Genomic DNA, 24,977 nt, shown 5'->3' with positions numbered 1-24,977 from the left:
CGGACCGGTACTTGGTGGCAGCAAGACCCAGGCCGGCTGGAAGCCGGCACTCCCAGGTTCCCCGCCCGTCCGCGAAAGCTCTCTATAGATTGGATGCGGAGCTGTGAGCTTCCCCCTCTACCGGGTGGACGGGAGGGTGGGCTGGGAGAGGGGGATCGAGGGGGTGAGGGTTTTTTCCAAAAGCGCCCACGGCCTCCGGATCGAGGATCTTTCCGACGGCAGCCGGCTCACCCCGCTTCCTCCTCCAACTCCGCCAGCTCCTCCTCGAGCTCCTCCCACTCCTGCATCAGCTCGTCGACCTTCTCGGAGAGCTTCTTCTGTTCCTGCTCCTTCTTGGTCACTTCCTTGTGGGAGGTGCGGTCGAAGTAGGTGGGGTCGCAGAAGAGCTCGTTGATCTCGTTGATGCGCTCCTCCGCCTTTTCCACCTCGGCGGTGACCTGGTCGCGGCGCTGGGTGAGCTTGCGGCGGCGCTGGCGGCGTTGGTTTTGGTTCATCTTCTGGGAAGAGGAGCCGCTGCCGCCGCTGGAGCGATCCTTGCGCTTCTCCCGCTTGGCCTTGAGCACCACCGAGTCGGCGTCCAGGTGGTCGTCGCCGCATTTCTCCAGGTACTCGTCGTAGGAGCCGTGGTAATCGTTGATGCCGGCGGGGGAGATCTCCAGCACCCGGGTGGCCAGCTGGGAGACGAACCAGCGGTCGTGGGAGACGAAGAGGAGGGTGCCGTCGTATTCCTTGAGCCCTTTCACCAGGGCGTCGATGGCTTCCAGGTCCAGGTGGTTGGTGGGCTCGTCGAGGATCAGCACGTTGGGTTTTTCCACCGACAGCCGGCAGAAGATCAGCCGTGCTGCCTCGCCGCCGGAGAGGCTGGAGACGCTCTTCTTCGCTTCGTCGCCGGAGAAGAGCACCATGCCCAGATGGCCGCGTACCCAGCCGACGGTTTCCGTGGGCACCGCCTCCCAGAGCCAGTCCTGCACCGTGATGGAGCGGTCGCCGAGAGTCTCGTGGTGGTCCTGGGCGAAATAGCCCGGGTGGGTTTCATAGCCCCACTCGACGTCGCCGGCGTCCTGGTTGGTGACCCCCATGACGATCTTCAGCAGGGTCGACTTGCCGATGCCGTTGGGGCCGATGATGGCCATGCGGTCGCCGCGGTTGACGGTGAGGGAGACATCCTCCAGGACTTTCTTCGGCCCGTAGGCCTTGGAGACGCCCTTGACCTCCAGCACCTGCTTGCCGCTGGGCCGCACCTGGCGCAGCTTGAAGGTGGGGTAGCGGCGGGAGCTCTGGGGCAGGGGCTCGATCTCGATGCGCTCGATCTGCTTGAGCTTGCTCTGGGCCTGGCGGGCCTTGGTGGCCTTGGCGCGGAAGCGGTCGACGAAATTCTGCATGTCGGCGACCTTCTTCTCCTGCTTGGCGATCTCCGCCTCCCGGCGCTCCCGATCCTCGACCTTCGCCTCCTCGAAGTGGCTGTAATTGCCCGGGTAGAGGGTGATGGTTTCGTAGTCCACGTCGGCGATGTGGGTGCAGACGTTGTCGAGGAAGCGGTGGTCGTGGGAGATCAGGATGGCGGTGCCCGGGAAGTCCACCAGGAACTTCTCCAGCCAGCGGATGGAGAGGATGTCCAGGTGGTTGGTGGGCTCGTCCAGGAGCAGCACGTCCGGGGCCGAGGCCAGCACCTGGCCCAGCAGCACCCGCAGCTTGAAGCCGCCGGAGAGGGTGGAGAGGGGTTTCTTGTGCACCTCCGTGGGGATGCCCAGGCCCTCCAGGATCTCCCCCGCCCGGGCCTCCAGCACATAGCCGTCGTTGCGCAGGATGATCTCCTCGAGCTCGGCGTAGCGGTCGCCGTCGAAGCTTTCCTCCGCCTTCTCCAGGAGCTTCTCCTTCTCCACCATGGCGTCCCAAACGTCCCGGCGGCCCATCATGGCCACCTGCAGGATCTCCTGCTCCTCGTGCAGGAAATGGTCCTGTTGCAGAACGCCCAGGCGCACCCGCTTGGGCAGCGCCACGGTGCCCTCGCTGGGCGGCTCCTCGCCGGTGAGGATCTTCAGGAAGGTGGATTTGCCGGAGCCGTTGGCCCCCACCACTCCATAGCGGTTGCCGGGATTGAATTGGATCGAGACCCCGGTGAACAGGGTCTGATGGCCGAAGAACTTGCCGAGGTTGGAGACAGCGATCATAAGGCCCGAAGGATAGCAGTCTCCTGGCGGTCTCGGGAGCTTGTCTCGGCCGCTGCCCTCGATTCGGTGGTCTGCGGTACGAATCTTGCTTTCAGTTTGGACAAGTGCAGGTACCGGCGAATCGAAACGGATGCAACGCATCACCGCATTCGCAGGCACCTCGACGGCTCGAACCCTGCCCGATGCCGTATTCTGTTCTAGAGGCCTGATGAAACCACCCTCTTTACTCAAGACCTTTGCCGTGAGCCACCGCCGATGAAGAGCTCCACTCCCGAGCCTCGCCGAGTCCGTCTCAAGACCCTGCTGTACCGGCACCGCCTCGCCCTGGTCATCGCGGCGGTGGTGGCCGTGGCGCTGCTACTGCTCTTCGGCCAGCCGTTCTGGCGCCTGGCGGGGCAGCTGGACGGTCGCATCGTCAGCCAGCCCTCCCGCCTCTACGCCCGTTCGCTGGAGCTGCGCACCGGCGCGGTGATCCCTCCGGACCAGGTGGTGGCGGAGCTCGAATCCCTGGACTATCGGCAGGTGGATCGCCCCGAGGGTTTGGGAGTGGGAGAGTTCTACCGCGGAGAACGAGCGCTGGCGGTGCGGCTGCGCTCCTTCTGGACCGCCGACGGGCGGATTCCTCCCAGCGCGCTGGAAGTGCGCTTCCGGGGCAGCCGGGTGGACGCCCTGCGCTGGCGCGGGGAGGACGTAGAGGTGGCCTACCTGGAGCCGCCGCTGCTGGCTTCCTTCTACGGCCCGCAGGTGGAGGAGCGGCGGCCGGTGCTGATGGACGAGGTTCCCACCTCCTTGGTGCAAGCGGTGCTGGCGGTGGAGGACGATGGTTTCTTCGACCACTCGGGTCTCTCCATCACCGGCATCGCCCGCGCCGCCTGGGTCAACCTCACCGGCGGCGAGGTGCGGCAGGGAGGAAGCACCCTGACCCAGCAGCTGGTGAAGAATATTTACCTCAGCCACGAGCGGACCCTCTCCCGCAAAGCCCAGGAGGCGGTGCTGGCGGTGCTGGTAGAGCTGCGCTACGACAAAGACACCATCCTGCGCAGCTACCTCAACGAGATCTATCTCGGCCGCGGCGACGGCGCCAACCTCATCGGCGTCGGCGCGGCGGCCCACGCCTACTTCGGCAAGCAGGTGGCGGAGCTCACCCTGGCGGAGTCGGCGACCCTGGCGGGGATGATCCGCTCGCCGGCCAATTACAGCCCCCTGACCCATCCGGACAAAGCCAAGAGCCGCCGGGACGTCGTCCTCCAGCGGTTGGAGGAGCTGGGTTGGATCGAGCCCCCGGTTGCCGCGGCCGCCCGCGAGCAGCCCATGGAGGCCCGCAAGGGCAGCCGGCCGGTGCGCCGGGCTCCGTATTTTGCCTCGTTGGTGGAGGAGGAAGCGGCCCGCCGCTTCGGTCTCGAAGGGCTGGCGGACGGCGGCTACGTGCTGCTCTCGACCCTCGAGCCCAAATCCCAGGAGCAGGCGGAGAGCGCCGTGGCCTGGGGGTTGGAATCGTTGGAGAAGGGCTGGGAGAAGAACCACAAGGGGAACGGCCCGCTGCAGGCGGCGCTGGTCTCCATCGACGTCGAGGACGGCGACATCCTGGCGTACGTCGGCGGAAGGGATTTCGCCGCCAGCCAATTCGACCGCGCGTCCCAGGCCCGGCGCCAGGCCGGCAGCGCCTTCAAGCCGGTGGTCTACGCTGCCGCGTTCCAGGCCGGTGCCGCCGCGCCGTCGACCTTGGTGGAGGACGCTCCCCTCACCATCACCCTCGCCGGCCGCCGCTGGCAGCCGCGCAACAGCGACGGTACCTTCGACGGCTGGATGAGCGTGCGCACTGCCGTGGAGCGCAGCCGCAACGTGCCGACGGTGCGCCTGGCGCTGCAGGTGGGGCTGCCGCGCATCGTGGAGATGGCTCGGGGGTTGGGCATCTCCGCCCGTCTGGAGCCGCTGCCGTCCTTGGCCTTGGGAGCCTTCGAGGTCACCCCGCTGGAGATGACCTCGGTCTACGGCACTCTCGCCGCCGGCGGCACCCGGCCGCCGATCCATGGCCTGGAAGCGGTCTTCGATCCCGCCGGCGAGGCGGTGGAAGGGCAACCGCTGCCGGCGCGGGAAGAGATCATCCAGCCCCAGACCGCCTACCTGCTGACCTCGGTGCTGCAGGGCGTCTTCGACCGCGGCACCGCCCGGCGGGCACGGCGGGACGGCCTGGACGCTCCACTGGCGGGCAAGACCGGCACCACCAACGACCGCCGCGACAGCTGGTTCGGCGGTTATTCCCGGGACCGGGCGACGGTGGTTTGGGTGGGCTACGACGACAACGACGCCACCCGCCTCTCCGGCAGCCGGGCGGCCCTTCCCATCTGGTCCCGTTTCACCCAGTCGGTGCGCCCGGCGGGGGGCTTCGGCACCTTCACCCAGCCCCCCGGTATCAGCACCGCCACCATCGATCCCGAGACCGGCGAGCTGGCCACCGACGATTGCCCGGAAGTGATCACCGAGGTCTTCCTCGCCGGCCACGAGCCGGAGACCGTCTGCTCCCTCCACGGCAGCTGGCGGGACCGCTGGCGCCAGCGCCGGGAGGTGGACGACGACGGCGAACGCCACCCCTTCCGCCGCTGGTTCGAGCGGGTGTTCCGGGGACGTGGTGGGGAAGAGGAGCCGGAGCGGGACTCGGGGGTCTACTAGCTCCGACCCAGCAGGTGCCGCAGCAGCCCCAGCCCGAAGCCGAGGCCGCAGATCAGCAGGTAGATCCAATACAGCGGAACGACTCCTGCCGCGAAGAGCCAACCGCGGACGCGGCGGTAGAAGCGGAAGACCGGGGCGTTGAGCGCCACCATCAGGATGAGCGCCAGCACCGCGGCGGCCAGCAGGGCTGGGGCGAGGCCGGTGCCCGGGAGCAGGAGCCACGCCGCCAGGGCTGCCGGGGCGAGGCCCAGGGGCAGGAAGGCCAGGGCGACGCTCAGCCGGTCGCGGGTCTTGACGTTGAGATCGTTGACCATCTCCCCGGCGCCGAGCATCAACACCGTCCACGGCACCGCCCGGCACCATAGATCGGTTCGAATCATCCCCCCCAGGGTCCAGCGCTTGAGGTGCTTGACCTGTAGGTCCTTGGCCAGCCGCACCGTGTGGCCGGCGCTCACCCACCGCGAGCCGAGCTCGATGTCCTCGATGCTCGGCACGGCGTAGCGCTCCGCGTCGAAGCCCCCCGTCGCCTCGAAGACCGAGCGCCGGACGGCACCGCAGCCGGCCCAAAAGGTGGAGGCGATCTCGCGGCCGGTCTGGTGCACGTGGTGATGCAAGAGGTTGCGGTATTGGGAGACGAAGCCTGGATCCCCGGGGGAATCGTCATAGGAGCCCATCACCGCCGCCATCTCCGGGTGGGCGTTGAATAGCGCGGCGACCTGGGCAACGAGGCCCGGCGGCGCTTCGATATCCGAATCGAGAAAGAGCAGCAGCTCCCCCGCGGCCCGCTCCGCCCCCCGGTTGCGCGCCCGGGCGGGGCCACCCTGGTTGTCCAGTACTACCACCGTGGCGTCGAGCTCGGCGGCCTGGGCTGCGTGGCCGTCATTGGGACCGTCGAGGACCACCACTATCTCCCCCGGCGGCGGATCGAGACGGGCGAGGCTTTGGACACACCTCGGCCAGTGCGGCGCGGCTCCCCCCACCGGCACCACCACGGTGACGTCGGCCGCCGTGACGTCGGCTACCGTGACGCTGGGTTTGGCGAAGGGTTGGGATTGGGACATAGAGGGCTCAGCGCCGTCCGGACCGCCAGCGTTCCAGAACGTTGTACAGCCAGGCGACGCTCCAACCGAGGACGCCGCCGGTGAGGGCGCCGTAGGCGAAGCCCACCAGGGAGCCCAGCCAGCTCACCGTGTACCCGGGGTAATAGGCCCGCAGCAGGCTGAGGTTCTGACCGACGTTAGGCCCGCCCTTGATCACCAACCAGAGGGTGGCGGCGAAGAGACCGAAGCCCACCACCATGGCGGTGACGATGGCCACGATTCCCGCCCGCAGCCGGGCGATGCTGCGGGTGACGAGGAGCAACTCCGGATCATCTTTGTTCAACGCCGCCTCCGTCCAGGGCTTCGAGGGTGGTGAGGGTGGCCAATCTCCGTTCCAGATCCCGTTCCGACACGGCGATGAGCCAGTTGATCAGCTTGGCGGTGACCCAGCCCAGGCCGAAACCGATGCCGCCGGCCTCGATCATCCCCACCGCCAGGCCGGGCCACGAGACCTTGAAGCCGAAGAGATAGTTGCCCAGCAGCGAGAGCACGGGGACGAAGGTCTCGTCCGAGCCCAGCAGCAGGATGCCCGTGGCCACCGCCAGGGAGACGCTGGCGACGATGCCCACGGCGCCCCCCAGGGCGATCTCGTCATAGCCGGCGAAGGCGGAGCGCAGCAGCTCGTCGATGCCGCTCTCGGCCCGGGCCGGGACCAGGCGGTCCCGCACTCCAGCGCCTTGCTGGCCGACCCCGTCCTGGTCGACCTCGCCCTGGCCGATCTCGTCCTGGCGAACCTCCTCGTGGAAGCTCTGGTCCTCGTTGATGGTCCACAGATCCAGGTCGGCGCCGGCGAGGTTGCGGGCGGCGTAGAGGCCGGCGAGCATCGAGTGATCCTGATTGTTGTAGCGATGCTGGCCGTTGCGGCCGACGGTGTAGAGGTTGTCGAAGCGGTCGAGCCAATCCCGAAGGGTCTGGAGATGGGCTTCGTAGTCGCCGTCGTAGACCGGATAGGCCTTGGGCATGCGCACCACCAGCCCGTCGAGGACCTCCTGCGGCTCGAAGAGACCGATGGTGCGGGCCTCGGAGGTGCCCAGCTTCAGCAGCTCGGCGTCGCTACGGCTCCACAGGTCGTCCCCTTCGTTGGCAAAATACTCCAGGCCGATGAACGAGAGGGACGGCTCCCGGACCATCTCCGGGCTCCAATTCTTGAAATTCTGCACCCGCCCCACCTGCACTTCCGGCGAGTGGATGTAGATCCAATTGTCCGGGAAGAGCTCGTCCCGGTCCACCAGCAGGCCGACGATGAGGAAGTCCCGATAGCGCAGGCTGCCGGCGGCCTCCAAGACCTCCGCCGGCGGTGCCGGCTCCATGCCCTGGACCAGGGCGCCGACGGGCATGGAGGAGACCAGGGCGCTGCACTCTTCTCGCCGCCGGCCCTCGGCGGTCTCCACCTCCACCGCCGTCACCCGGCCGCCATCGTGGTGGACTCTCACCACCTTCGATTGCAGGTGGGTCTCGATGCCGTGGTCCGCCACCAGCTCCCGGCAGCGCTCCCACATCATGCCCGGCCCCAGCCGTGGATAGTAGAACTGCTCGATGAGGCTGGTGACCACCTCGCCGTCGCGGGTGCCTTGCCCCAGGAAGGCGTTCTTCACCGCGGTCTTGAGGTCCAGATTCTTGATCCGCTGGGCGGCCCAAGCGGCGCTGATCTCCGAGCAGGGCATTCCCCAGACCTTCTCGGTGTAGGTCTCGAAGAAGATCTCGAAGAGCCGCCGCCCGAAGCGGTTGCTGACCCAGGCATCGAAGGTGCTCTCGTCGGCGATGGGGAAGACCTGGGAGTGGAAATAGCTGAGCACCACCCGCACTGCCTCCACCAGTCCCAGGCCGCGGAGGGCGTTGGTGGGGCGTAGGGGATAGTCGAAGAAGGTGTCGCGGTAGTAGATGCGCGACATGCGCTCGCGCACCAGCAGATCGTCTCCGAGGATCTCGTGCCACAGAGCCTCGACCTCTTTCACCTTGGTGAAGAAGCGATGGCCGCCGATGTCCATCCGGCAACCCTGGAAGAGCACGCTGCGGGAGATGCCGCCGACGATGTCGTCGGCTTCGAAGACCACCGCGGGCCGGCCGAGCTTGCCGAGCTCGAAGGCGGCGGTGAGCCCCGCGGGACCGGCGCCCACCACCACCGTTGGCAAGTCGCCGGCGGATCGATCCTTTAGATTTTCCTGTTGCACGCTCATGCGAGGGCGAGGCTAGCAGAAGCTGGCGGCGGACTCAGCTCTTGTGCTGATTGTGCAGGTTGTGCTGATGAACGGCATTGAGACAAGCACAGGAATATGCCGTAGGCTATGACCCGAGATGGAAAGTCTTCAAGGCGTACCCCTAAAGCGACGGCCGCGGTCGTCGAGGCCGGCGTTTCTGACGCCGTGGCCCTTGGTGGCGGGGCTGGTCTGGCTCACCGTCGTGGGGTTGGGCGGGGCCGGATTTCTGCACGTGCATCTGGGATCGGAGCACTCCGGGGATCAGGTCCATGGCCATTTTTACCTGGACCGCCATCACCAGCACGGTGACGGTGAAGATTCCCACGCTCATCCCCATCCCCATCCCCATCCCCATCCCCACTCGCACTCCCATTCCTCTGACTCCTCCCAAGCCGAGACCGGCACGTCGGATCTAGCTTCCGGCGAGGCGGATTCATCTCCCGCCGACGAGGCCCCCTCCGACGAGCCTCCCGCTTCCGACGGCAGTCCGGCCATCAGCCTGGCCCCGGTGGCCTCGGCGAGCCCGGTGCCGGTGACCCTGCCGGCGAGCTCATCGGTCTACCAGCGGTTGGTACTGGGAGGCGAGCAAGACTTCGTCGCCCCCGACCTCCTCCCGTCCCGCAATCCCCGCGCGCCGCCGCGCCGCAGTCTCTCCCCAACCACCAGCTGACCGCCTCGACAGCATCCGGATTCCGCAGCTTGGACTCTCCAGCTTGCGGAGTCGACCCGAGCCTGCGCGCTCGGAACCACCGCTGCCTCCAACGAATTCTGGGGGGAGCTGTGGTCAGCCCGGGAGAATGTTCGGTCCCGTCCGTGGGACCAAAGGATTGCAGCACAGATGAATCGACCCGTGAACAGACAGTGGATCGCCGGGGGGGGGATCGTGGCCGCTTTGTGGCTCGGTCTCCCGCTTCTTGCACCAGGAACCGTTTTCGCCCAAGAGACCGAAGAGAAGAGCAGTAACGAAGAGCAGGAACAGGACGCGGAGCACGAGGGAGAGCACCAGCTCAACTTCTACGACGCGGTGAAGGTCTCCGAACGCCGGGACAACCTGGTGGGGGTGGCCTCCTCCGCCAACGAGGGCACCACCGGCCGCGAGGAGCTGGCCCGCCGGCCGCAGCTGCGCACCGGTGACCTGGTGGAGACGGTGCCCGGCGCCGTCGCCACTCAGCACTCCGGTGGCGGCAAGGCCAACCAATACTTCCTCCGGGGGTTCAACCTCGACCATGGCACCGACTTCGCCGTCTCGGTGGACGGTATGCCGGTGAACATGCCCACCCACGGCCACGGTCAGGGCTACACCGACCTCAACTTCCTGATTCCGGAGGTCATCGAGCGGGCGCGCTACCGCAAGGGGCCCTACTTCGCCGAGGTGGGGGATTTCTCCACTGCCGGCGGGGTGAGCTTCGACTTGGTGCGCGCTTTTCCGGAGCCGCAAGCCAAGTTCTCGGTGGGCGGCTACGACTACCAGCGGGCGCTGTGGGCGGACGGCTACGAAGTCGGCGGCGGGAGTCTCATCGGCGCCGTGGAGTACTACCATTACGACGGTCCCTGGCAGCGGGGGGACGATTACGAGCGCTTCAACGGTTTCTTCAGCTTCAATCGGGGAGACGCTCAGCGGGGGTGGTCGGTGACCGCCATGGGCTCCGACGGGGAATGGCTGTCCACCGATCAGATTCCCCGACGGGCGGTGCGCCAGGGTTTGGTGGACCGCTATGGGCTCCTCGACCCGGGCCCTCGGGGCAGCACCGCTCGCTACAGTCTCTCCGGCGAAATGCATCGGGGCAGTGACCGCTCCCTGACCAGCCTCTCTGGCTATGTCATCCGCTACGACTTCGATCTCATTTCCAACTTCACCTACTTCCTCGACGATCCGGTGAACGGCGATCAATTCGAGCAGGTGGACGAGAGGCTGATCTACGGTGCCGCCCTTACCCATCGCTGGAGCGCCCACCTGGGATCCCTCCACGCCGACAACGCGGCGGGGGTGACCCTGCGCTACGACGACATCGACAACGGCCTCTACCGCACCTCCGACCGGGTGCGCACCGCCACCACCCGGGAGGATGCCGTCCAGCAGCTGGGCGCCGGCATCTGGGGAGAGACCTGGCTGCGGTTGGCGCCGAAGCTGCGGCTGGGACTGGGATTGCGCGGTGACTTCTACGACGCCGACGTCGCTGCCTTCCGCTCTATCAACTCCGGCACCGCCGACGACTTCCTCCTCAGCCCCAAGGCGACCCTGGCGTGGCAGGCTTCCTCATCGACGGAGATCACCCTCAACGCCGGTGCGGGCTTCCACTCCAACGACGCCCGCGGCGCCACCATCCGCGTCGATCCGGTGAGCGGCGACCCGGTGGAGCCGGTGGATGCGCTGGTGCGCGGCACCGGTGCCGACCTCGGCTTCCGCACCCTCACCGAGGGTGGCTACCACGTCACCGTTTCGGTGTTCTGGCTCGAGCTCGACTCCGAGCTTCTCTTCGTCGGCGACGCCGGCGCCACCGAGGCCAGCCGGCCGAGCCGGCGCACCGGCATCGAGTGGACCAACTACTGGCAACTGACCCCGGCGCTGGCGGCGGATCTCGACGTCACCTGGACCGACGCCGAATTCACTGATGACGATCCCGCCGGCCCGGAGATCCCCGGTGCCCTGGAGACCACGGTGGCGGCAGGGCTGAGCTATGCCGGCTCGAGCCGCTGGTCCGGCGCTCTGCGTTTCCGTTACTTCTCCGGCGGTCCGCTGGTGGAGGACGGATCGGTGGAGTGGGGCCCCACAGCGCTGGTCAACGGCCGCGTCGCCTACCGAGTCAACGACTCCCTGAGCCTGGCGTTGGACGGCTTCAATCTCCTGGATCGGGAGGATGAAGACATCGCCTATTTCTACGCTTCCCGTCTCCCCGGCGAGCCGGCGGACGGGGTCGAGGACGTGCATTTCCACCCGACGGAGAAGCCGTCGGTGCGGTTGACGTTGACTTGGAGGTATTGAGGACTCGAGGTGAGATCGGGTCGTTGAACTGGTGGGCTGGCGCCCACCCTATGGCCCGATGCGGCTTCTTCGCGAGTAGGGTGGGCGCCAGCCCACCAGTTCCTGAGGTGGCTTCCGTGCAAGTAGGAAGCATCAAGGGCGAATTCGGCCCCACGCGAGCCCGCTCCGGATTCATCCCTCGCCTTCGGATAACATCCTCGCCAACCCATGGCTTCCCACCTCATCCACTGCTCCTACCACAAATGCCTGACGGTCTACTTCGGGCGGGTGTTCAAAGCGGTGTTCAACCGCTGCCTGCCGTGGACCGCCGGCTATCGGCACTACAACAGCGATCTGGAGGCCTTTTACGACGGCTTCGCCGAGCATCGGGTGGCTTCGGTGAACAACCAGGCCCTCGACCTGGAGCGCCTGGGGGAGTTTCGCCTCTCGCGCTTTCTCCGGGATCCGCGGGATCTCATCGTTTCCGGTTACTTCTACCACCGCCGCGGCGCCGAGCCGTGGACCACGCTGAAGGCGCCTACGGAGGAGGATTGGGCCTTCGCCAACGGGCGGGTGCCTGAAGGTCTCTCGGCGTCGGGACTGTCCTTCTCCGAATACCTCCAATCGCTGCCGGAGGAGGAGGGGTTGTTGGCGGAGCTGGAGTTCCGGGCAGCGCATCTGGAGTCCATGGCTCGCTGGCCGCGAGAGCATCCGGACATCGCCGTCTACCGCTACGAGGATCTGGTGGCGGACGGCCCCGAGGTCTTTCGGCAGCTCTTCGAGCACTATCGCCTGGGGCCTGTGGGGCGGCGTCTCGGGCTCTTCTTCGCCCGCCGGTATTCGCTCAGCCAGAAGGCGAAGGGGCGGCAGCAATCCTCCGACCCCCACATTCGCAACCCCGCTGCCGGACAGTGGCGCCGGCACTTCACACCGCGGGTGCGCCAGGCCTTCGACCGGCGTTACGCCGGCCTGGTGGGGCAGCTGGGCTATCCGGAGAGCTAGCTCGAGCACTCAGACAGCGGTCGACGCGCAGCCGCGGTTGGGCGAAGATGGGCCGCAGATGGCCAAGATCCTGCTCCTCCCCGGCGCCTTCCCCAGCGTGCTCTACCCCGGTGTGGAGCTGGCGCGACGGCTGGCGTCGGCGGGCCACGAGGTGACCCTGGCCGGCCTGCCGGCGGTGGCCTCTTCCGCCCGGGCGCTGGCGGAGCACCACGGGCTGGGATTTTTGGAGCTGAAGGGGAGCCAGCTGGGGGAGTTTCTGGTCGCCGACGCCGAGAAGAGCTTCATCCGACGGCTGCTCACTTTCCGCCGCCGGCGCCAGGAGGCGAGGGAGCTTCTGGGAGTGGAAGAGTTTCGCCGGGTGCTGGAAGCGCTTTCGCCGGATCTGCTGCTGGCCGACGTCGAGCTCCACGAGCACATCCTCACCGCCGTCGGTGCCGGGGTGAAGGTGGCGCTGCTCAATCCTTTCGCCTCCATCTGGCGCCGGCCGGGGTTGCCCCCCAACCATTGCTTGGTGCGCCCCGGCGTTGGCTGGCGCGGTAGCCGCTGGGGCATGGCGCTGCTGTGGCTCGCGGCGCGGTGGCGCAAGCGTGGCCGGGCCTGGCGGCAGCGGTGGCGTTCCGTCGGCTGCGACCGGCTGTCCTTGCTCCGGGAGCTGGCGCGGGATGGCGGCTTCGACTTTCGCCGCGGCACCGACGACAGCCAGTGGCTGATCCCCTTTACCTACCGACATTTGCCGGTCCTCAGCCTCCACGCTCGGGAGTTCGAGTTCCCTCACGAGCCGCCGCCGCAGGTGACCTATGTCGGCCCCATGGTGCTGGAAGAGCGGGTGGACCGCTCGCTGCCACCGGAAGATCGCGCCCGCCTGGACGAGATTCTCGCTCGCCATGGCGGCACCGCGAGCAGCAGCCCGAGACGGCTGATCTACGCCGGCTTCGGCTCGGTCTTCTCTACCGATGGGGATTTCCTCCGGCGGCTGCTGGCGGCGGTGGTGGCGGAGGAGGATTGGGAGCTGGTGTTGAGCTTCAGCGGCCGGGCCACCGGGGAGAATCCGGAGCTTCCGCCGGAGTCTCTGGGGGAACGCGTGCATCGCTTCGGTTGGCTGCCCCAGCTGGAGATGCTGGAGCACGCAGCCGCAGCGGTGACCCACGGGGGCATCAACACCCTCGACGAATGTGTCCTCGCCGGCGTGCCGGTGCTGGTCTACTGCGGCCACGAGACCGACATGGCGGGGAACACCGCCCGAGTGGTGCACCACGGTATTGGTATCGCCGGCGATCGTCGGCGGGATTCGCCGCAGACCATCCGTCACCATCTGCGGCGGCTGCTGGAGGAGCCGAGCTTCCCTCGCCGGGTAGGGGAGCTACGCCGCAGCTACCGGGCTTACGTTCAACATCGGCAAGCGGAGCGGGCTGTGGCGGAGCTGCTGAAGGCCGAGGAAGCCACGGATCCGGGAGCTCCGCCGACCCCGGGAGCCCAGCCATGAGCGCCTTCATCCGCCGGGTGGCCGCCGGGGCCGGCTGGCTCTACGCCTATCGCTGGCTGGAGCGGCTGCTGGACTTCCTCTCCGTGGTGGTCCTGGCCCGCCTGCTCTCGCCGGACGACTTCGGCCTGGTGGCCATCGCCGCGTCGGTGGCGGCCATCGTCGAAGGGCTCAGCGCCTTCGACGTCAACAAAGCCTTGATCCGCTCCCGGGAGGACGACCGGGGCCTCTTCGACAGCGCCTGGACCCTGTCGGTGCTGCGCGGGCTGCTCGCGGCCCTGTGCATGGTGGCGGTGGCGCCCTTCCTCGACGACCACCGCCTGTCCCAGGTGCTTCTGGTGCTCGCCGTCAGCCCCTTGCTCAACGGCCTCGCCAATCCTCGCTTCGTGCTCTTCGAGCGGGAGCTGGTGTACTCCCGCCTGGCGGTGCTCACCCTCGGCTCCCGGCTGGTGGCGGTGACCCTGACCCTGGGGCTGGCGGTGGTCTACCGCAGCTATTGGGCGCTGGTACTGGGAATGGTCGCCGGCAGTCTGGTGAGCCTGATCCTCAGCTATGCCCTGCGCCCCTACCGGCCGCGGCCCTCCTTCGCCCGCTTCGACGCCATCTTTGCCTTCAGCGGCTGGCTGTCGCTGACCAGCGTGGTCACCACCCTCGCCATGGAGACCGACCGCATCTTGGTGGGCAAGCTGGTGGGCATCGCCGACGCCGGGCTCTACTTCATGACCCAGCGGGTAGGCGTTCTTCCCACCCGCGAGCTCATCAGCCCGCTGCAGCGGCTGCTCTTTCCGTCCTTCAGCGAGCTGGCGGAGGATCGAGGCCGCCTGCGCCGGGGGGTGCAGGAGTCCATCAACGTCCTGGGCAGCCTCAGCCTCCCCGCCGCCTGCGGCTTCGCCCTGGTGGCCAACGATTTCGTGCCCTTGGTGCTGGGCGATCAATGGCAGTCCATCGTGCCCCTGCTGACGGTGTTGGTGCCCTATCTCGGCCTCCGGGCCACCCTCTCCATGGCGCTGCCCTGCGTCATGGCCCTCGGGGAGACCCGGCTGCTCTTCTGGGTCAGCTTCGTCTACGCCCTGGTGCATCTGCCGGTTTTCATCGCCGGCACCATTCTTTTTGCCCTGCCCGGGGCCATCGGGGGCATCGTCCTGGCGGGGGTGCTCTACATCTATCTCAACGCCTGGATGCTGCGGCGGACGCTGGAGATCTCCATTCCGGAGATCCTTCGCCAGCTCCGTCGCCCGCTGCTGGCGACGGCGCTGATGGTGGCGGCGATTCTGGGGGCGGACGCCCTCCTCGTCATCGAGCTCTTCACCCGCGAGGGATCCTGGCTGGCCTTGGCGGTGAAGATCCCCCTGGGCGGGGTGGTGTTCTGCAGTGCGCTGGCTGCGCTCTGGCGTTTGGAAGGTCGCCCGGCGGGAATCGAGCGGCGGATGTTGGAGCTGTTGGCGCGCTAGCTCCCCAAGCTATCCAGGCTTTCAGCGAAGACCTCCACCGTGCGCTTCGCGATAGACGGCCAGGAATGCTCCCGAGCCACCTGCCGGCCGCCCTCCGCCAAGCGCTGCTGCAGCGCTGGGTCGCCGAGGAGGCGGCTCAGGGTGCGGGCCAGCTCGTCGGGAGACTCCGGCGGCACCAGGGCACCGCTCTCGCCGTCGGTAAGCACCTCCGGCACGGCCCCCACGCGGGTGGCCAGCACCGGCAGGCCGAGGGCCAGGGCCAGGTAGAGGACCCCCGACTGGCTGATGTGGCGGTAGGGCATGACCAGCACGTCCGCCACGGTGAAATAGCGTTGGACCTCGCTGAAGGGGACGTAGCCGAAATGGTGCACGGCGCCGAGCCGCTGGGCCCAGGCTTCCAGCTCCTCGCGCCGCTGGGTGGGCAGCTGCACCGGATCACCGGCGATGAGCAGCCGCGCCTCGGGCCGTTGCCGCTGTACCGCCGGCCAGGCTTCCAACAGCACGTCCAGGCCCTTGTACTCGCGGATATAGCCGAAGAAGAGGGCCACTTCCGCCTCTTCCGGCAACTCCAGGTCCCGACGGGCTGTGGCTCGGGCTTGGGCGCGATCCTCGACTTCGCCGACCGCCTCCCCGGTCTCCACCCCGGCCTGCTCGAAGAATCCATACTCCCCGTGGGGGATTACCGTCACCTTCTTCGGAGCGACGCCGAATTCGTCCACCAGCCGCTGCCGGTCATGCTGGGAGTGGGCGATGAGCCGGTGGGGGAGCTGGTGGATGCGGCGGTAGACCGCCTGCTGGAGGCGCATGGGCTCGTGGGGCGTGACCACGTGGGCGGTGGCCACCACCGGTCCGCGCAACGCCGAGGGCAGCAGCCGCAGCAGTTGGAGATAGACCAGGGCGGCGGGGTTGGTGCAGTGCAGATGGACGACGTCGGGGCGCAGTCGGGCGGTGAGAAGGGTGACGGCGGCGGCGTCGAAGATGGCCTCCAGCTTCCTCAGCAGACTCTTCTTCCGCAGACTTCTCAACCAGGCCGGCCAGAAACTCCGCCGGACGTCTTTGCCACCACCGGTGAAACGTCCGATAGCCTTGACCAGCCGCACTCCGTCGGGCAGGGGGAACTCCTCGCCCTCGAGCTCGTAGGCGGCAGTGGTGACCAGAGTGACCCGGTGACCGCGCTCCGCCAGCGCGCAGGAGAGGTTGTAGGCATAATGAATCAATCCTCCACGGCCGAAGGTCTCGATCTCGAGGATCCGCAAGGGTTTCTCGGCCGAATTCGGGAGTGGAGGAGGATTGGGACCGCGGGTTGATCGGGCTCCAGGCATGAGCAGGTAGGATCGTAGCACTCGCGCTCTGGGTGACGGCTCGGATCCTCGCAGGGTTCGAAGAAGTTGGGTCATCGCCAGGGAAGGGTGGATTGTTTGGGCAAGCTTCGGGGGCGTTTGGTGCGAGAGGTGGAAGAAGCCCTCACCCCCGACCCCTCTCCCAGCCGCCCTGTCCCCCGACCGGTAGAGGGGCGCCTCCACCCGGCCCTCTGGATTCGGCGTTGTATCTTGGCTCAACGATGAGCTTTGAGCTTCCCCCTCTACCGGTAGGTTGGGTGGGGGGCTGGGAGAGGGGGACTGGAGGGGGTGAGGGCTTGGCTCCAAAGAAGCATCGAACACTGAATCCTCGCACCAAATCGAGGTGCCTTCTTCCGAGGGAATTCCCGGTTAGGACACGACCAGAAGACTTCCCATGACCTCTCCCTCCTCACCCAACCGCGCTGAACGCCTGCGCCGAGCCATCCAGCGGAGAAAGGCCGCGGCCCCCGCCAAGCCGCCGGAGCTGCCGTCTCGGCCGACGGACGAGCCGGCGCGGCTGGGGGCGATGCAGCGCAGCCTGTGGTTGGCCCATCGGCTGCATCCTGGCTCTCCGGCCTACAACTTGGTGAGCGCCTATCGCCTGCACGGGGCTCTGGACTGCGAGGCCTTGGAGGCCGCCTTTCGCAGGGTGGTCGCCCGCCATCGTCTGCTGCGCTCCACCTACCGCGTGGAGCACGGCGAGGTGCGGCAGATCGTCCACCCCAGGCCGGCCGTGGCTCTGGAGCGGGTGGACGCGAAGCCAGGGACGGGGCTGGAGACGGCGCGCGCGGAGGCCCAGAAGCCCTTCGCTCTGGAAGGGGAGAATCCGTCGGCGGGATCGTTGATCCGCATGGTGCTGGTGGAGGAGGGCGGCGAGCGCTTTCTGCTCCTCGTGCTGCATCACATCGTCGCCGACGAGCGCTCCCTGGAGCTGCTCTGGAAGGAGATCGACGGGATCCTCGAAGGGGCTCCTGAAGCAGCTCCGGAGGGGAACTCTCCAGCGGTCCAATATGACGACTTCGCCGCCTGGGAGCGGCAGAGGCTGGCGGAGAATCGGGAGCAGGAGCTGGACTTCTGGCGCCGCCGCCTCGACCCTCCGCCGGTTCCGCCGACCCTGCCCGGTGCAGCCTCCCCCGGGACGCTTCCGGCGGTTGGGGAGACTGCCGCGCTGCCAGGCCGCCTCATGCGGCGCGCCCTCCCCGCCGAGGTGCCCGCGAGCGTCCGTCGCGCCGCCGCCGCGGTGGGAGCGACGCCCTTCGCGGTCTACGCTTTCGTCTTCCGGTTGCTGCTCCACCGCTATGCTGGTGGTCTCTCGAGGGGCGGTGTTGTGGAAAAGGGGCGGCCGCCGGCCTTCACCACCCCCGTCAGCACTCGCTCCCACCCCGCCACCGCCGGGATGATCGGCTACTTCCTCAACCCCCTGCCGGTGCTCACCGGGCTGGACGAGTCGGCGCCAGTGGAGTCCGCGCTGAGCGCCTTCGCGGAGGCTTTGCGAGAGCTCCTGGCCCACGCCGCTCTGCCCTTCCAGGATGTTCTGGAGGGGCTGGCCTCCGGACCAGCGGCAGCGATTTCTGCAGATCGCTTCCGGGTGATGTTCGTCCACCAGACCCTCGGCTCGCCGCCGCGCCTCGGTGGAGCTCGGCCGGAGCCCCTGATCCTCGACCTGGGCGCCGCGAAATTCGATCTCAGTTTCTTCGTTTCCGAGGGTGGCAAGTCCGAGGGGGAGAGCTCCGCCGAGTTAGCGGTGGAGTACCGCACCGACCGCTTCGAGAACGTATGGATGGAACGGCTCCTGGGGCATGTGGAGACTCTGCTCACCGAGCTGCCGGTGGATCTGGACCGGGCGGTGGCGGAGCTGCCGCTGCTCACCGAAGGAGAACGCCGTCAGCTGGAGGCGCAGGCTTGCGGGGCGGAGCTCGATCCGCAGCTGGGAGCTCTCTTGCCCCAGCGAATCCTGGAACAGGCTCACCGGAACCCCGAGGCTCCGGCGCTGATCGGCGGCGGTGTCCGCCGGAGCTATGGCGAGATGATGCGCGCCGCGGAGTCTCTCGCCCACCGTCTGGTGGCCGCCGGTGTCGAGCCGGGCACCGGGGAGCGGGTGGCGATCTTCCTGCCCCGCTCTCCTGCCATGATCGTCGCCGTCCTCGCCTGCCATCGCGCCGGCGCCGCCTACGTGCCGCTGGACCCCGCCTACCCGGCGGAGAGAACCCGCCAGGTGCTGGAGGATGCCCGGGTGGCGGCGGTGATCTCGAATGCAGGGGCCGCAGAGAAGCTGCCCGCGGGACCGTGGGCGCTGGTGGAAGTGGCAGTGGAAGCGGATGTGGAAGTGGAGGCGGATGAATCCCCTGAGCCTCTCGCCGAGACGAGCTTCGAGGAGGAACTTCCGCCGCAGGCTCCCGCCTATCTCCTCTACACCTCCGGATCCACCGGCCGGCCCAAGGGCGTGGTGGTGAGCCACGGCAACCTGCTGGCCTCCACCGTCGCCCGCTTCCAGGTCTACGATCGTTCTCCCCAACGCTTTCTCCTGATCCCCAGCCTCGCCTTCGACAGCTCGGTGGCGGGGCTCTTCTGGACCCTCGCCGCCGGGGGAGCGCTGGTGCTGCCCACCGATGACGAGGTGCTCGACCCGCCGCGGCTGGGGCGCCTCATCGAGGATGAGCGGGTGACGGCGCTGCTCTGCGTCCCCTCCCTCTACCAGCAGCTGCTGGCCGCCGGGAGCGAGCGATTGAGGAGCCTCGAGATGGCCATCGTGGCGGGGGAGAACTGTCCGCGGAGCCTGGTGGAAGAGCATCGGCGACGCCTGCCGAAGACCCGCCTGTACAACGAATACGGCCCCACCGAGGGCACGGTGTGGGCGACGGTGCACGAATTCACCCGCGAGCTCACCCGCGAAGCCGCCAGCGAGGCCGTTGGCGAAACCCAGGCCGGACCGGTCTCCATCGGCACCCCCATCCCCGGCCTCCGAGTCGACGTGCTGGACACCCGCCGCCGGCCCCTGCCCGCAGGCCTCCCGGGCCAGGCCTGGATTAGCGGCCCGACGGTGGCCCATGGCTACTGGCTCCGGCCCGCCCTCACCGCCGAGGCTTTCGCGGTGCTGGAGCCGCCTAGCCTCGGCGAAGAGGCTGGCCCTCGCCGCGCCTACGCCACCGGCGACCAGATGCTGCGCACCGCCGACGGCCAGCTGCTCTTCCTCGGGCGTATCGACGAGCAAATCAAGCTCCGCGGCTTTCGCATCGAGCCCGGCGAGGTCGAGGCGGCGCTGCGGGAGCTGGAGGGAGTGTGGGAGGCGGCGGTGGTTCTGTCGAAGGATGCTACGGGCGCCGCGGGGGATGACCGCCTGGTGGCCTTCTTGGCGGCTAGCGAAGGAGGAAACCGAGAAATCGAGTGGTCCCGCGAGCTGCGCCGCCACCTGCCGACCCACATGGTTCCCGCTCGCCTGGTGGCGCTCGCCGAGCTTCCGCGCCTGCCCAACGAAAAGATCGACCGTCGGCGGTTGGGAGAGATGGCGCGGGATTTGGAGCAGGAGCCTCGCTCAGGGCAGAAGGCCGGCGTAGCCCGTTGGGGCTCCACGATTCCCAGCCCCCGGGAGCAGGCCTTGGTCTCTCTCTGGGAGGGACTGCTGGGCCGTTCGGACATCGGCCTCCACGACAACTTCTTCGAGCTCGGCGGCCACTCGCTGCTGGTGGTGGAGATGACCCTGGCGCTGGAGCGGGACTTCGGCGTGGCGGTGGCCTCCACGGACCTCTTTGCTCACCCCACCGTCGCCGAGCTGGGGAGATTCCTCGAGCGGGCGGAGGGACAGGTACAGAGACAGGGGGGCCAGACCGCCGCGCCCCCCTACGAGCACCTCTTCCCGCTCCAACCCAGCGGCGGCGGCGAGCCCTTCGTCATGGCCATTCCGCACTTCTTCTCCCGCCTGCTGGCGGCCCGCTTCCGCGGCGAGCGGCCGGTCTACGGGTTGCGCGGCGTGGGGCTGCGGCCGGAGGGCAACCGCGGCCGCTGGCGCACCATGGAAGAATTGGGGAAGGACCTGGTGCGGGAGATCCGCCGCCGCTTCCCGGACCAGCCGGTGATCCTCGGCGGCTACTCCTTCGGCGCCTCCATGGCCTTCGAGGCGGCGCGCATTCTCGAAGAACAGGGCAGCCCGGCCCGGCGCCTCTATCTCATCGCTCCCATGGCCCTGGACACCTTCCGCCGCGGTCCCCTCCGGCTGCAGCTGGATGGGCTCCAGCAGCCGGTGCTGGAGCTCTCCACTACCGAAGCTCTGAAGCTCTGGGGCCGCACCCACCACCCTTTCGCCCGCCCGCTCTACGCCGGCCTCAAGCGTCACCTGCTGGTCCGGCCGGGGCGGCGTCTCCTCTGCCGCTGGGGCGACCTCCGGCACCTCGCCGGCCGCCCCCGGACCCACTCCATCCTCCACGCCGACGTGCGCCTGGAACGCTTCCGCCTCCACGCCGGCTACCGCCCCGGCACGATTCGGACGCCGACGGTCTTCTTCAATCCCCAGCAGTCCGTCGAGCACGCCGCCCCCACCGATCTGCCCCAAACCGACGCCGCCGCGACCTGGCGGGGGCATTTCGGTGGGCCTCTGGAGGTCGTCCCCATCCCCGATCCGCATTGGGGGGATGCCGCCGCGGAGGACGCCCGGCGGATCATCCGCCATCGCCTCGATGAGCTGGAGGAGATTTCGAGATGAGCCGCAGGCTACGCTGGTGGAGCTCGCCGCAGGTCGAGATGCGGGCCCTGGCCCACGAGGCTGGGGAGCGTCATTTGCAGCTCCTGGAGCACGCCGCCGCCGACCTGGCGCCTGACGACCCGGCGCTCGAGGATTGGTTCGAGCAGTACCGCCGGGGCCACCAGCAGCGCCTGGCCCTCGACCTCCGGCTGCTGGAAGAGCACGCCGCCCCCGGCGCCCGGGTGCTGGAAGTCGGCGCCGTGCCGCTGCTCCTCACCGCGGCGCTGGCGGCCCAGGAGTATCGGGTCCACGCCCTCGACGTGGCCCCCCAGCGCTTCGCCGGCGCCATCGAGAGACTCGGCCTGGACGTGCTCCGCTGCGATGTCGAAACGGAGCCCATGCCCTTCCCGGACGACAGCTTCGACGTGGTGCTCTTCAACGAGATCTTCGAGCACCTGCGCATCGATCCCATCTTCACCCTGGAGGAAGTGCTGCGCGTCCTCGCCCCCGGCGGCCGGCTGCTCCTCTCCACCCCCAATCTGCGCTCTCTCCGCGGCCTGCGCAACCTGCTGCTGCGCAACCAGGGCCACGCGGTGTCCCCGGGGGGCTACTCGCAATACGAGAAGCTCCGCTCCCTCGGCCACATGGGCCACGTGCGGGAGTACACCACCCGCGAGGTCTGGGACTTCCTGACCCGCGTCGGCTTCCGCTGCCAGACCCTGCTCTTCCGCGGCGGCTACGGCCGCGGCCCGGTGGGAGCGGTGGAGTGGCTGCTGCCCTTCCTCCGCCCCTTCTTCACCGTGGTGGCGGTCAAGCCCGGCGCACCCGCCGGCGGAGAGGCCTGAGCGGTGACCGCTGCTGAAGTGAGCGCTGGCGAAGGAAGAATCGAACGCCGCATCTTCGTGGTCGGCGCCCCCCGCTCCGGCACCACCCTGGTGCAAAGCCTGCTGGCGGCCCACGACCAGCTCACTTCCTTCACCGAAAGCCATTTCTTCTCCCGCCACTTTCGGCCCTTGCCCAGGATTCCTGGCCTGCCCGGGCTCCCGAGGGCGCTGCTGGCCCACAACCCCGCCCCGCGGCTCCACGCCTTCCTGGCGGAGAACGACGAGGCTCCCCCGGAGGCGGCGGCCTGGTTCGATGATTCCCTCCGCCTGCTCCCGCGGCTGCCGTTCCGGACCCGTCCGGCGGCCCGCCGCTTTCTCCAGGTCCTGGATCAGCTGGCCCTACGGCGGGGCAAGTCCGGCTGGATCGAGAAGACCCCTATGCACCTGCGCTATCTGCCGTTCCTCGAATCCCTGGCCGAGCCGCCCCCGCGCACCGATTTCGTCCACGTCCTCCGCGACGGCCTGGAGGTGTTGGCCTCCCTCTTCAAGGCCTCCAAAAGCTGGGAGCGCGCCTACACCCTGGACGAATGCATCCACCGCTGGAAGACCGATGTCTCCCTCTCCATCCTCCGCCTCGAAGCAGCCCGTGGTGATGGGCCCCACGACCACTTCATCCTCTACGAAGAGCTCACCACCGACCCCGAACCCGTCCTCCAACGCCTGCTCCGCGACCTCGGCCTCCCCTGGCAACCCAGCCTCCTGGAACGCTACGCCCAGGCTGCCCCCACCCTGATCACGCAAGAAGAATCCTGGAAAGCCTCCGCTGCTTCCCCCATCCGCCCGTCGTCGACCTCGCAAGAAGTCCTCAACGAAGAGCAGCGGGAGCGGGTGCGGAAGAAGCTGGGAGAGGGTTTTTACCGGGAGTTGAGGGAGCTGCTGCGGGACCGGGGGTGAGGAATCAGAAGGTGGGTGCCACCCTCCGCTCTAAGGCTGCGCGCCAGGGGATCCTTCGCGAGCGCCTGTTGGGCAGCCTCGAGGCTTGATGAGGAGGTGAAATTGGGTTTACGCTTGAAACTTAGTGTATTGATATCTATTTCTTGACATTTCTTGGCTACAGAATCGGGGTATCATCGAAGCACTTTGAAGTAGGTGCTCTGCAGAATAAGACTCAGCGCGAGTCTTTCAGCAGGCTCCTGGAGGACCGTCAACCGAGAAGGAGAACGCCGTGAAGAGAGTCTGTTTTTGCTTGCTGGCCGTTGTTTTTTTGGCTGCCATGGGTAGCGCTACGGCCGCTGATTTCACGTCCAACGCAGCCCTCACCCCGATTGCCGACACTGCAGCGGCCGACGCCGTTGCGGTACCCCAGGCAGTCCCCGCTGCATTCCTTGACGACCCCACGGCGACTCAACCGGCCTTCTTGTCGATCAGCGGCGAGGCTGCTCCTGAGGGCCCGACGAGCAACATCATCATCTGCGATACCAGGACCTGCGAGTGTTACGACTGCCAGTTCGGTGGTCCTTGCGTGCCGGTGCCTCCGCCCTCTTGGTGTCAGCCGGCTTGAAGCCTTGAGATCGAGCTCGAATTCGAGCGGACCAGGGCAACCCACTTTGCGGGTGTCCTGGCCGCTCAGCCGAGCTTTCAGCCAGCCGAGCTGGTAGAGGGACTGCGCCTTCACAGGACAAGAACTAGTTCCTCAGCACCACCGTACTCAGCCCCCCGTAGGAATAGTTGACCTCCAGCATGCTCCGAGCCCCGGCGGCAGTGCTCGCCGCATAGATCACTACACTAATCCAGGCGCTGCCGACCCAGTCGACCAAGACCGTGCCCGCGAAGGCTCGGTAGCCGTGATGCATGCCGGGGGTGACATTTTCCCCTGCGTAGTCACAAGGCATGACGATCCGGCCAGCTGACTTGCTCTCTGATTCGTAGACGATGGTCTCCTGACCATTGATCAGCATTGCATGGGCGACCATCACGTTGTAGCCCAGGCCATTCGTCACCTCGAACTGCGTACACGCCTGGATGATGTCGCCCTTCTTCACCTCTCCGACGCCAAGGCTATAGAGCGTGTAGTACCGGTAAGCAGTATTCTTCGGGGTCACCCAGATCTCGCGGACCAGCTCACTTCCCAGCGGCAGGCCGTAGTGTTGTGCGTTCATCGTTTCCTCCCCCCTCAGTGCCTATCAGATTGGGGCTCGTTGCTTCATTGGCGCTTGGTCGCAGAAGCCCCTCGGACTCTCGCAGAGCGCATGACTGCCGTCACCGGTCCTGCCCTCGGTAGGATTCTCTCAGGTCTATGAAGAAGAGGGTCAGGCCCATGAGAACCAAAGCCCCACCGAAGAGCCGTATTCCTTCGTCTTGAGGCTGCGTGGCTATGATCGCGCAGGCGATCAAGGATAGGGGAAGGGCGAGCAATCGTGTCTGCAAATTCGTCATCTTTGGCAATTCCTTGAAATCTCTCTGCTCCCATTCCTACCCAAGGAGCCATGGTCCGATTCTCGGGGCAAGCTGACCAGTGCCGGAGCGTGGAGATGGGTTGGGTGGGTTGAGAATCAAAAGGTGGGGCCTCGTTTCTTCTCTCCCTCTTCCTGAACCCCGAGTTCAGGCTTCTGCACCCTGGGACTCCGGCTTCCAGCCGGCTTCTAGGTGTGTGAGCGAGGAATCAGCAGAGGGTCTCCAGTTTGCCGCTCCCCGGTCATCGAATGGATCTTGGTGAGAAGTGTATACTCAAGCGCTTGGGCGCTTCCTCCGTTGGCGGATCTCAGGGTGGCGAGCTTTGGGTGTCGCCTCGCTGAATTGTGACAGCCGAGATCTAATCTCAGGTTAGGAACATCGAGCTAAGGCGGGAGTCAGCAACCCTCTCGATCCCTCCCGGCAGGGCCATCGTGGCCGCGCTTTGCTCCCTCGCTCAGCGGGGGCACCCGCTGCAAGCTGTTCGGCAATTCGAGGATGGGTGCCTTCTCATCGCCAAGCTCCCGTCCGATATTTGGTCGTTCGCAGGGGATCTGCTCTTGCCCCAATCGAAGGCTTGCCCTTCAATTTCCGTAGCTCCCTCGATGTGGGTTCCCTCCCCGCTCTTGCGAACACCCACGAGCAGATCCCCT

At 67.5% G+C, this 24,977-nt stretch carries 15 protein-coding genes; 9 read left to right on the top strand and 6 right to left on the bottom strand.

Annotated features, from left to right (window positions below; all coding sequences use genetic code 11):
- Nucleotides 1-227 precede the first annotated feature (227 nt).
- Nucleotides 228-2,171 (bottom strand): ABC-F family ATP-binding cassette domain-containing protein, encoded by a 1,944-nt coding sequence (locus SX243_14830; GenBank protein MDY7094243.1) that lies wholly within the window; start codon nucleotides 2,169-2,171, stop codon nucleotides 228-230.
- Between the two features lie 255 nt (nucleotides 2,172-2,426).
- On the opposite strand from SX243_14830, the gene SX243_14825 reads away from it, so the two are divergent.
- Nucleotides 2,427-4,841, top strand: a complete 2,415-nt coding sequence (locus tag SX243_14825; protein MDY7094242.1) for a PBP1A family penicillin-binding protein — start codon at nucleotides 2,427-2,429, stop codon at nucleotides 4,839-4,841.
- On the opposite strand, the gene SX243_14820 is transcribed toward SX243_14825, so the two are convergent.
- The 3 genes from SX243_14820 to SX243_14810 are packed head-to-tail and all read right to left on the bottom strand — an operon-like array spanning nucleotide 4,838 to nucleotide 8,118.
- A complete protein-coding gene (locus SX243_14820; protein MDY7094241.1) occupies nucleotides 4,838-5,902 on the bottom strand; it encodes a glycosyltransferase family A protein in 1,065 nt (354 codons plus the stop codon). The genes SX243_14825 and SX243_14820 overlap by 4 nt on opposite strands.
- Before the next feature lie 7 nt (nucleotides 5,903-5,909).
- Nucleotides 5,910-6,224, bottom strand: coding sequence for a hypothetical protein (locus tag SX243_14815; protein ID MDY7094240.1), 315 nt, complete (start codon nucleotides 6,222-6,224; stop codon nucleotides 5,910-5,912).
- The gene (locus SX243_14810) at nucleotides 6,211-8,118 is read right to left on the bottom strand and encodes an NAD(P)/FAD-dependent oxidoreductase (protein ID MDY7094239.1); all 1,908 of its coding nucleotides are present in this window, start codon (nucleotides 8,116-8,118) and stop codon (nucleotides 6,211-6,213) included. The genes SX243_14815 and SX243_14810 overlap by 14 nt, the downstream gene beginning before the upstream one ends.
- Nucleotides 8,119-8,236: 118 nt before the next feature.
- Here SX243_14810 and SX243_14805 point away from each other — a divergent pair, with 118 nt between their 5' ends.
- The 5 genes from SX243_14805 to SX243_14785 all read left to right on the top strand — a co-directional run bounded on the left by SX243_14805 (nucleotide 8,237) and on the right by SX243_14785 (nucleotide 15,034).
- A complete protein-coding gene (locus tag SX243_14805) occupies nucleotides 8,237-8,809 on the top strand; it encodes a hypothetical protein (GenBank protein ID MDY7094238.1) in 573 nt (190 codons plus the stop codon).
- Nucleotides 8,810-8,977: 168 nt separating this feature from the next.
- A complete protein-coding gene (locus SX243_14800; GenBank protein MDY7094237.1) occupies nucleotides 8,978-11,122 on the top strand; it encodes a TonB-dependent receptor in 2,145 nt (714 codons plus the stop codon).
- A 207-nt stretch (nucleotides 11,123-11,329) separates the two neighbouring features.
- Nucleotides 11,330-12,103: a sulfotransferase domain-containing protein gene (locus SX243_14795; protein MDY7094236.1), complete on the top strand. Its 774-nt coding sequence runs from the start codon at nucleotides 11,330-11,332 to the stop codon at nucleotides 12,101-12,103.
- Nucleotides 12,104-12,161: 58 nt separating this feature from the next.
- On the top strand, nucleotides 12,162-13,586 hold the full coding sequence (locus SX243_14790; GenBank protein MDY7094235.1) for a glycosyltransferase: 1,425 nt from the start codon (nucleotides 12,162-12,164) through the stop codon (nucleotides 13,584-13,586).
- A complete protein-coding gene (locus SX243_14785) occupies nucleotides 13,583-15,034 on the top strand; it encodes a lipopolysaccharide biosynthesis protein (protein MDY7094234.1) in 1,452 nt (483 codons plus the stop codon). The genes SX243_14790 and SX243_14785 overlap by 4 nt, the downstream gene beginning before the upstream one ends.
- On the opposite strand, the gene SX243_14780 is transcribed toward SX243_14785, so the two are convergent.
- Entirely contained in the window at nucleotides 15,031-16,290 is a 1,260-nt protein-coding gene (locus SX243_14780) for a glycosyltransferase family 4 protein (protein MDY7094233.1), read from the bottom strand. The two genes, SX243_14785 and SX243_14780, sit on opposite strands and share 4 nt — an antisense overlap.
- A gap of 478 nt (nucleotides 16,291-16,768) precedes the next feature.
- Here SX243_14780 and SX243_14775 point away from each other — a divergent pair, with 478 nt between their 5' ends.
- The 3 genes from SX243_14775 to SX243_14765 are packed head-to-tail and all read left to right on the top strand — an operon-like array spanning nucleotide 16,769 to nucleotide 22,827.
- On the top strand, nucleotides 16,769-21,070 hold the full coding sequence (locus SX243_14775; protein MDY7094232.1) for an amino acid adenylation domain-containing protein: 4,302 nt from the start codon (nucleotides 16,769-16,771) through the stop codon (nucleotides 21,068-21,070).
- Complete coding sequence (locus SX243_14770) at nucleotides 21,067-21,894, top strand: class I SAM-dependent methyltransferase (GenBank protein MDY7094231.1); 828 nt, start codon at nucleotides 21,067-21,069, stop codon at nucleotides 21,892-21,894. The genes SX243_14775 and SX243_14770 overlap by 4 nt, the downstream gene beginning before the upstream one ends.
- 3 nt (nucleotides 21,895-21,897) lie before the next feature.
- Entirely contained in the window at nucleotides 21,898-22,827 is a 930-nt protein-coding gene (locus SX243_14765; GenBank protein ID MDY7094230.1) for a sulfotransferase, read from the top strand.
- A gap of 731 nt (nucleotides 22,828-23,558) precedes the next feature.
- Here the strand turns inward: SX243_14765 and SX243_14760 are convergent.
- Nucleotides 23,559-24,032 carry a hypothetical protein gene (locus SX243_14760; GenBank protein ID MDY7094229.1) on the bottom strand — a complete coding sequence of 158 codons (474 nt, stop codon included), beginning with the start codon at nucleotides 24,030-24,032 and terminating at the stop codon, nucleotides 23,559-23,561.
- Nucleotides 24,033-24,977: the final 945 nt, after the last annotated feature.

The sequence above is a fragment of the Acidobacteriota bacterium genome (genome assembly GCA_034211275.1).
Lineage (GTDB): Bacteria > Acidobacteriota > Thermoanaerobaculia > Multivoradales > JAHZIX01 > JAGQSE01.
This window is presented reverse-complemented; position numbering and strand designations above follow the sequence as displayed.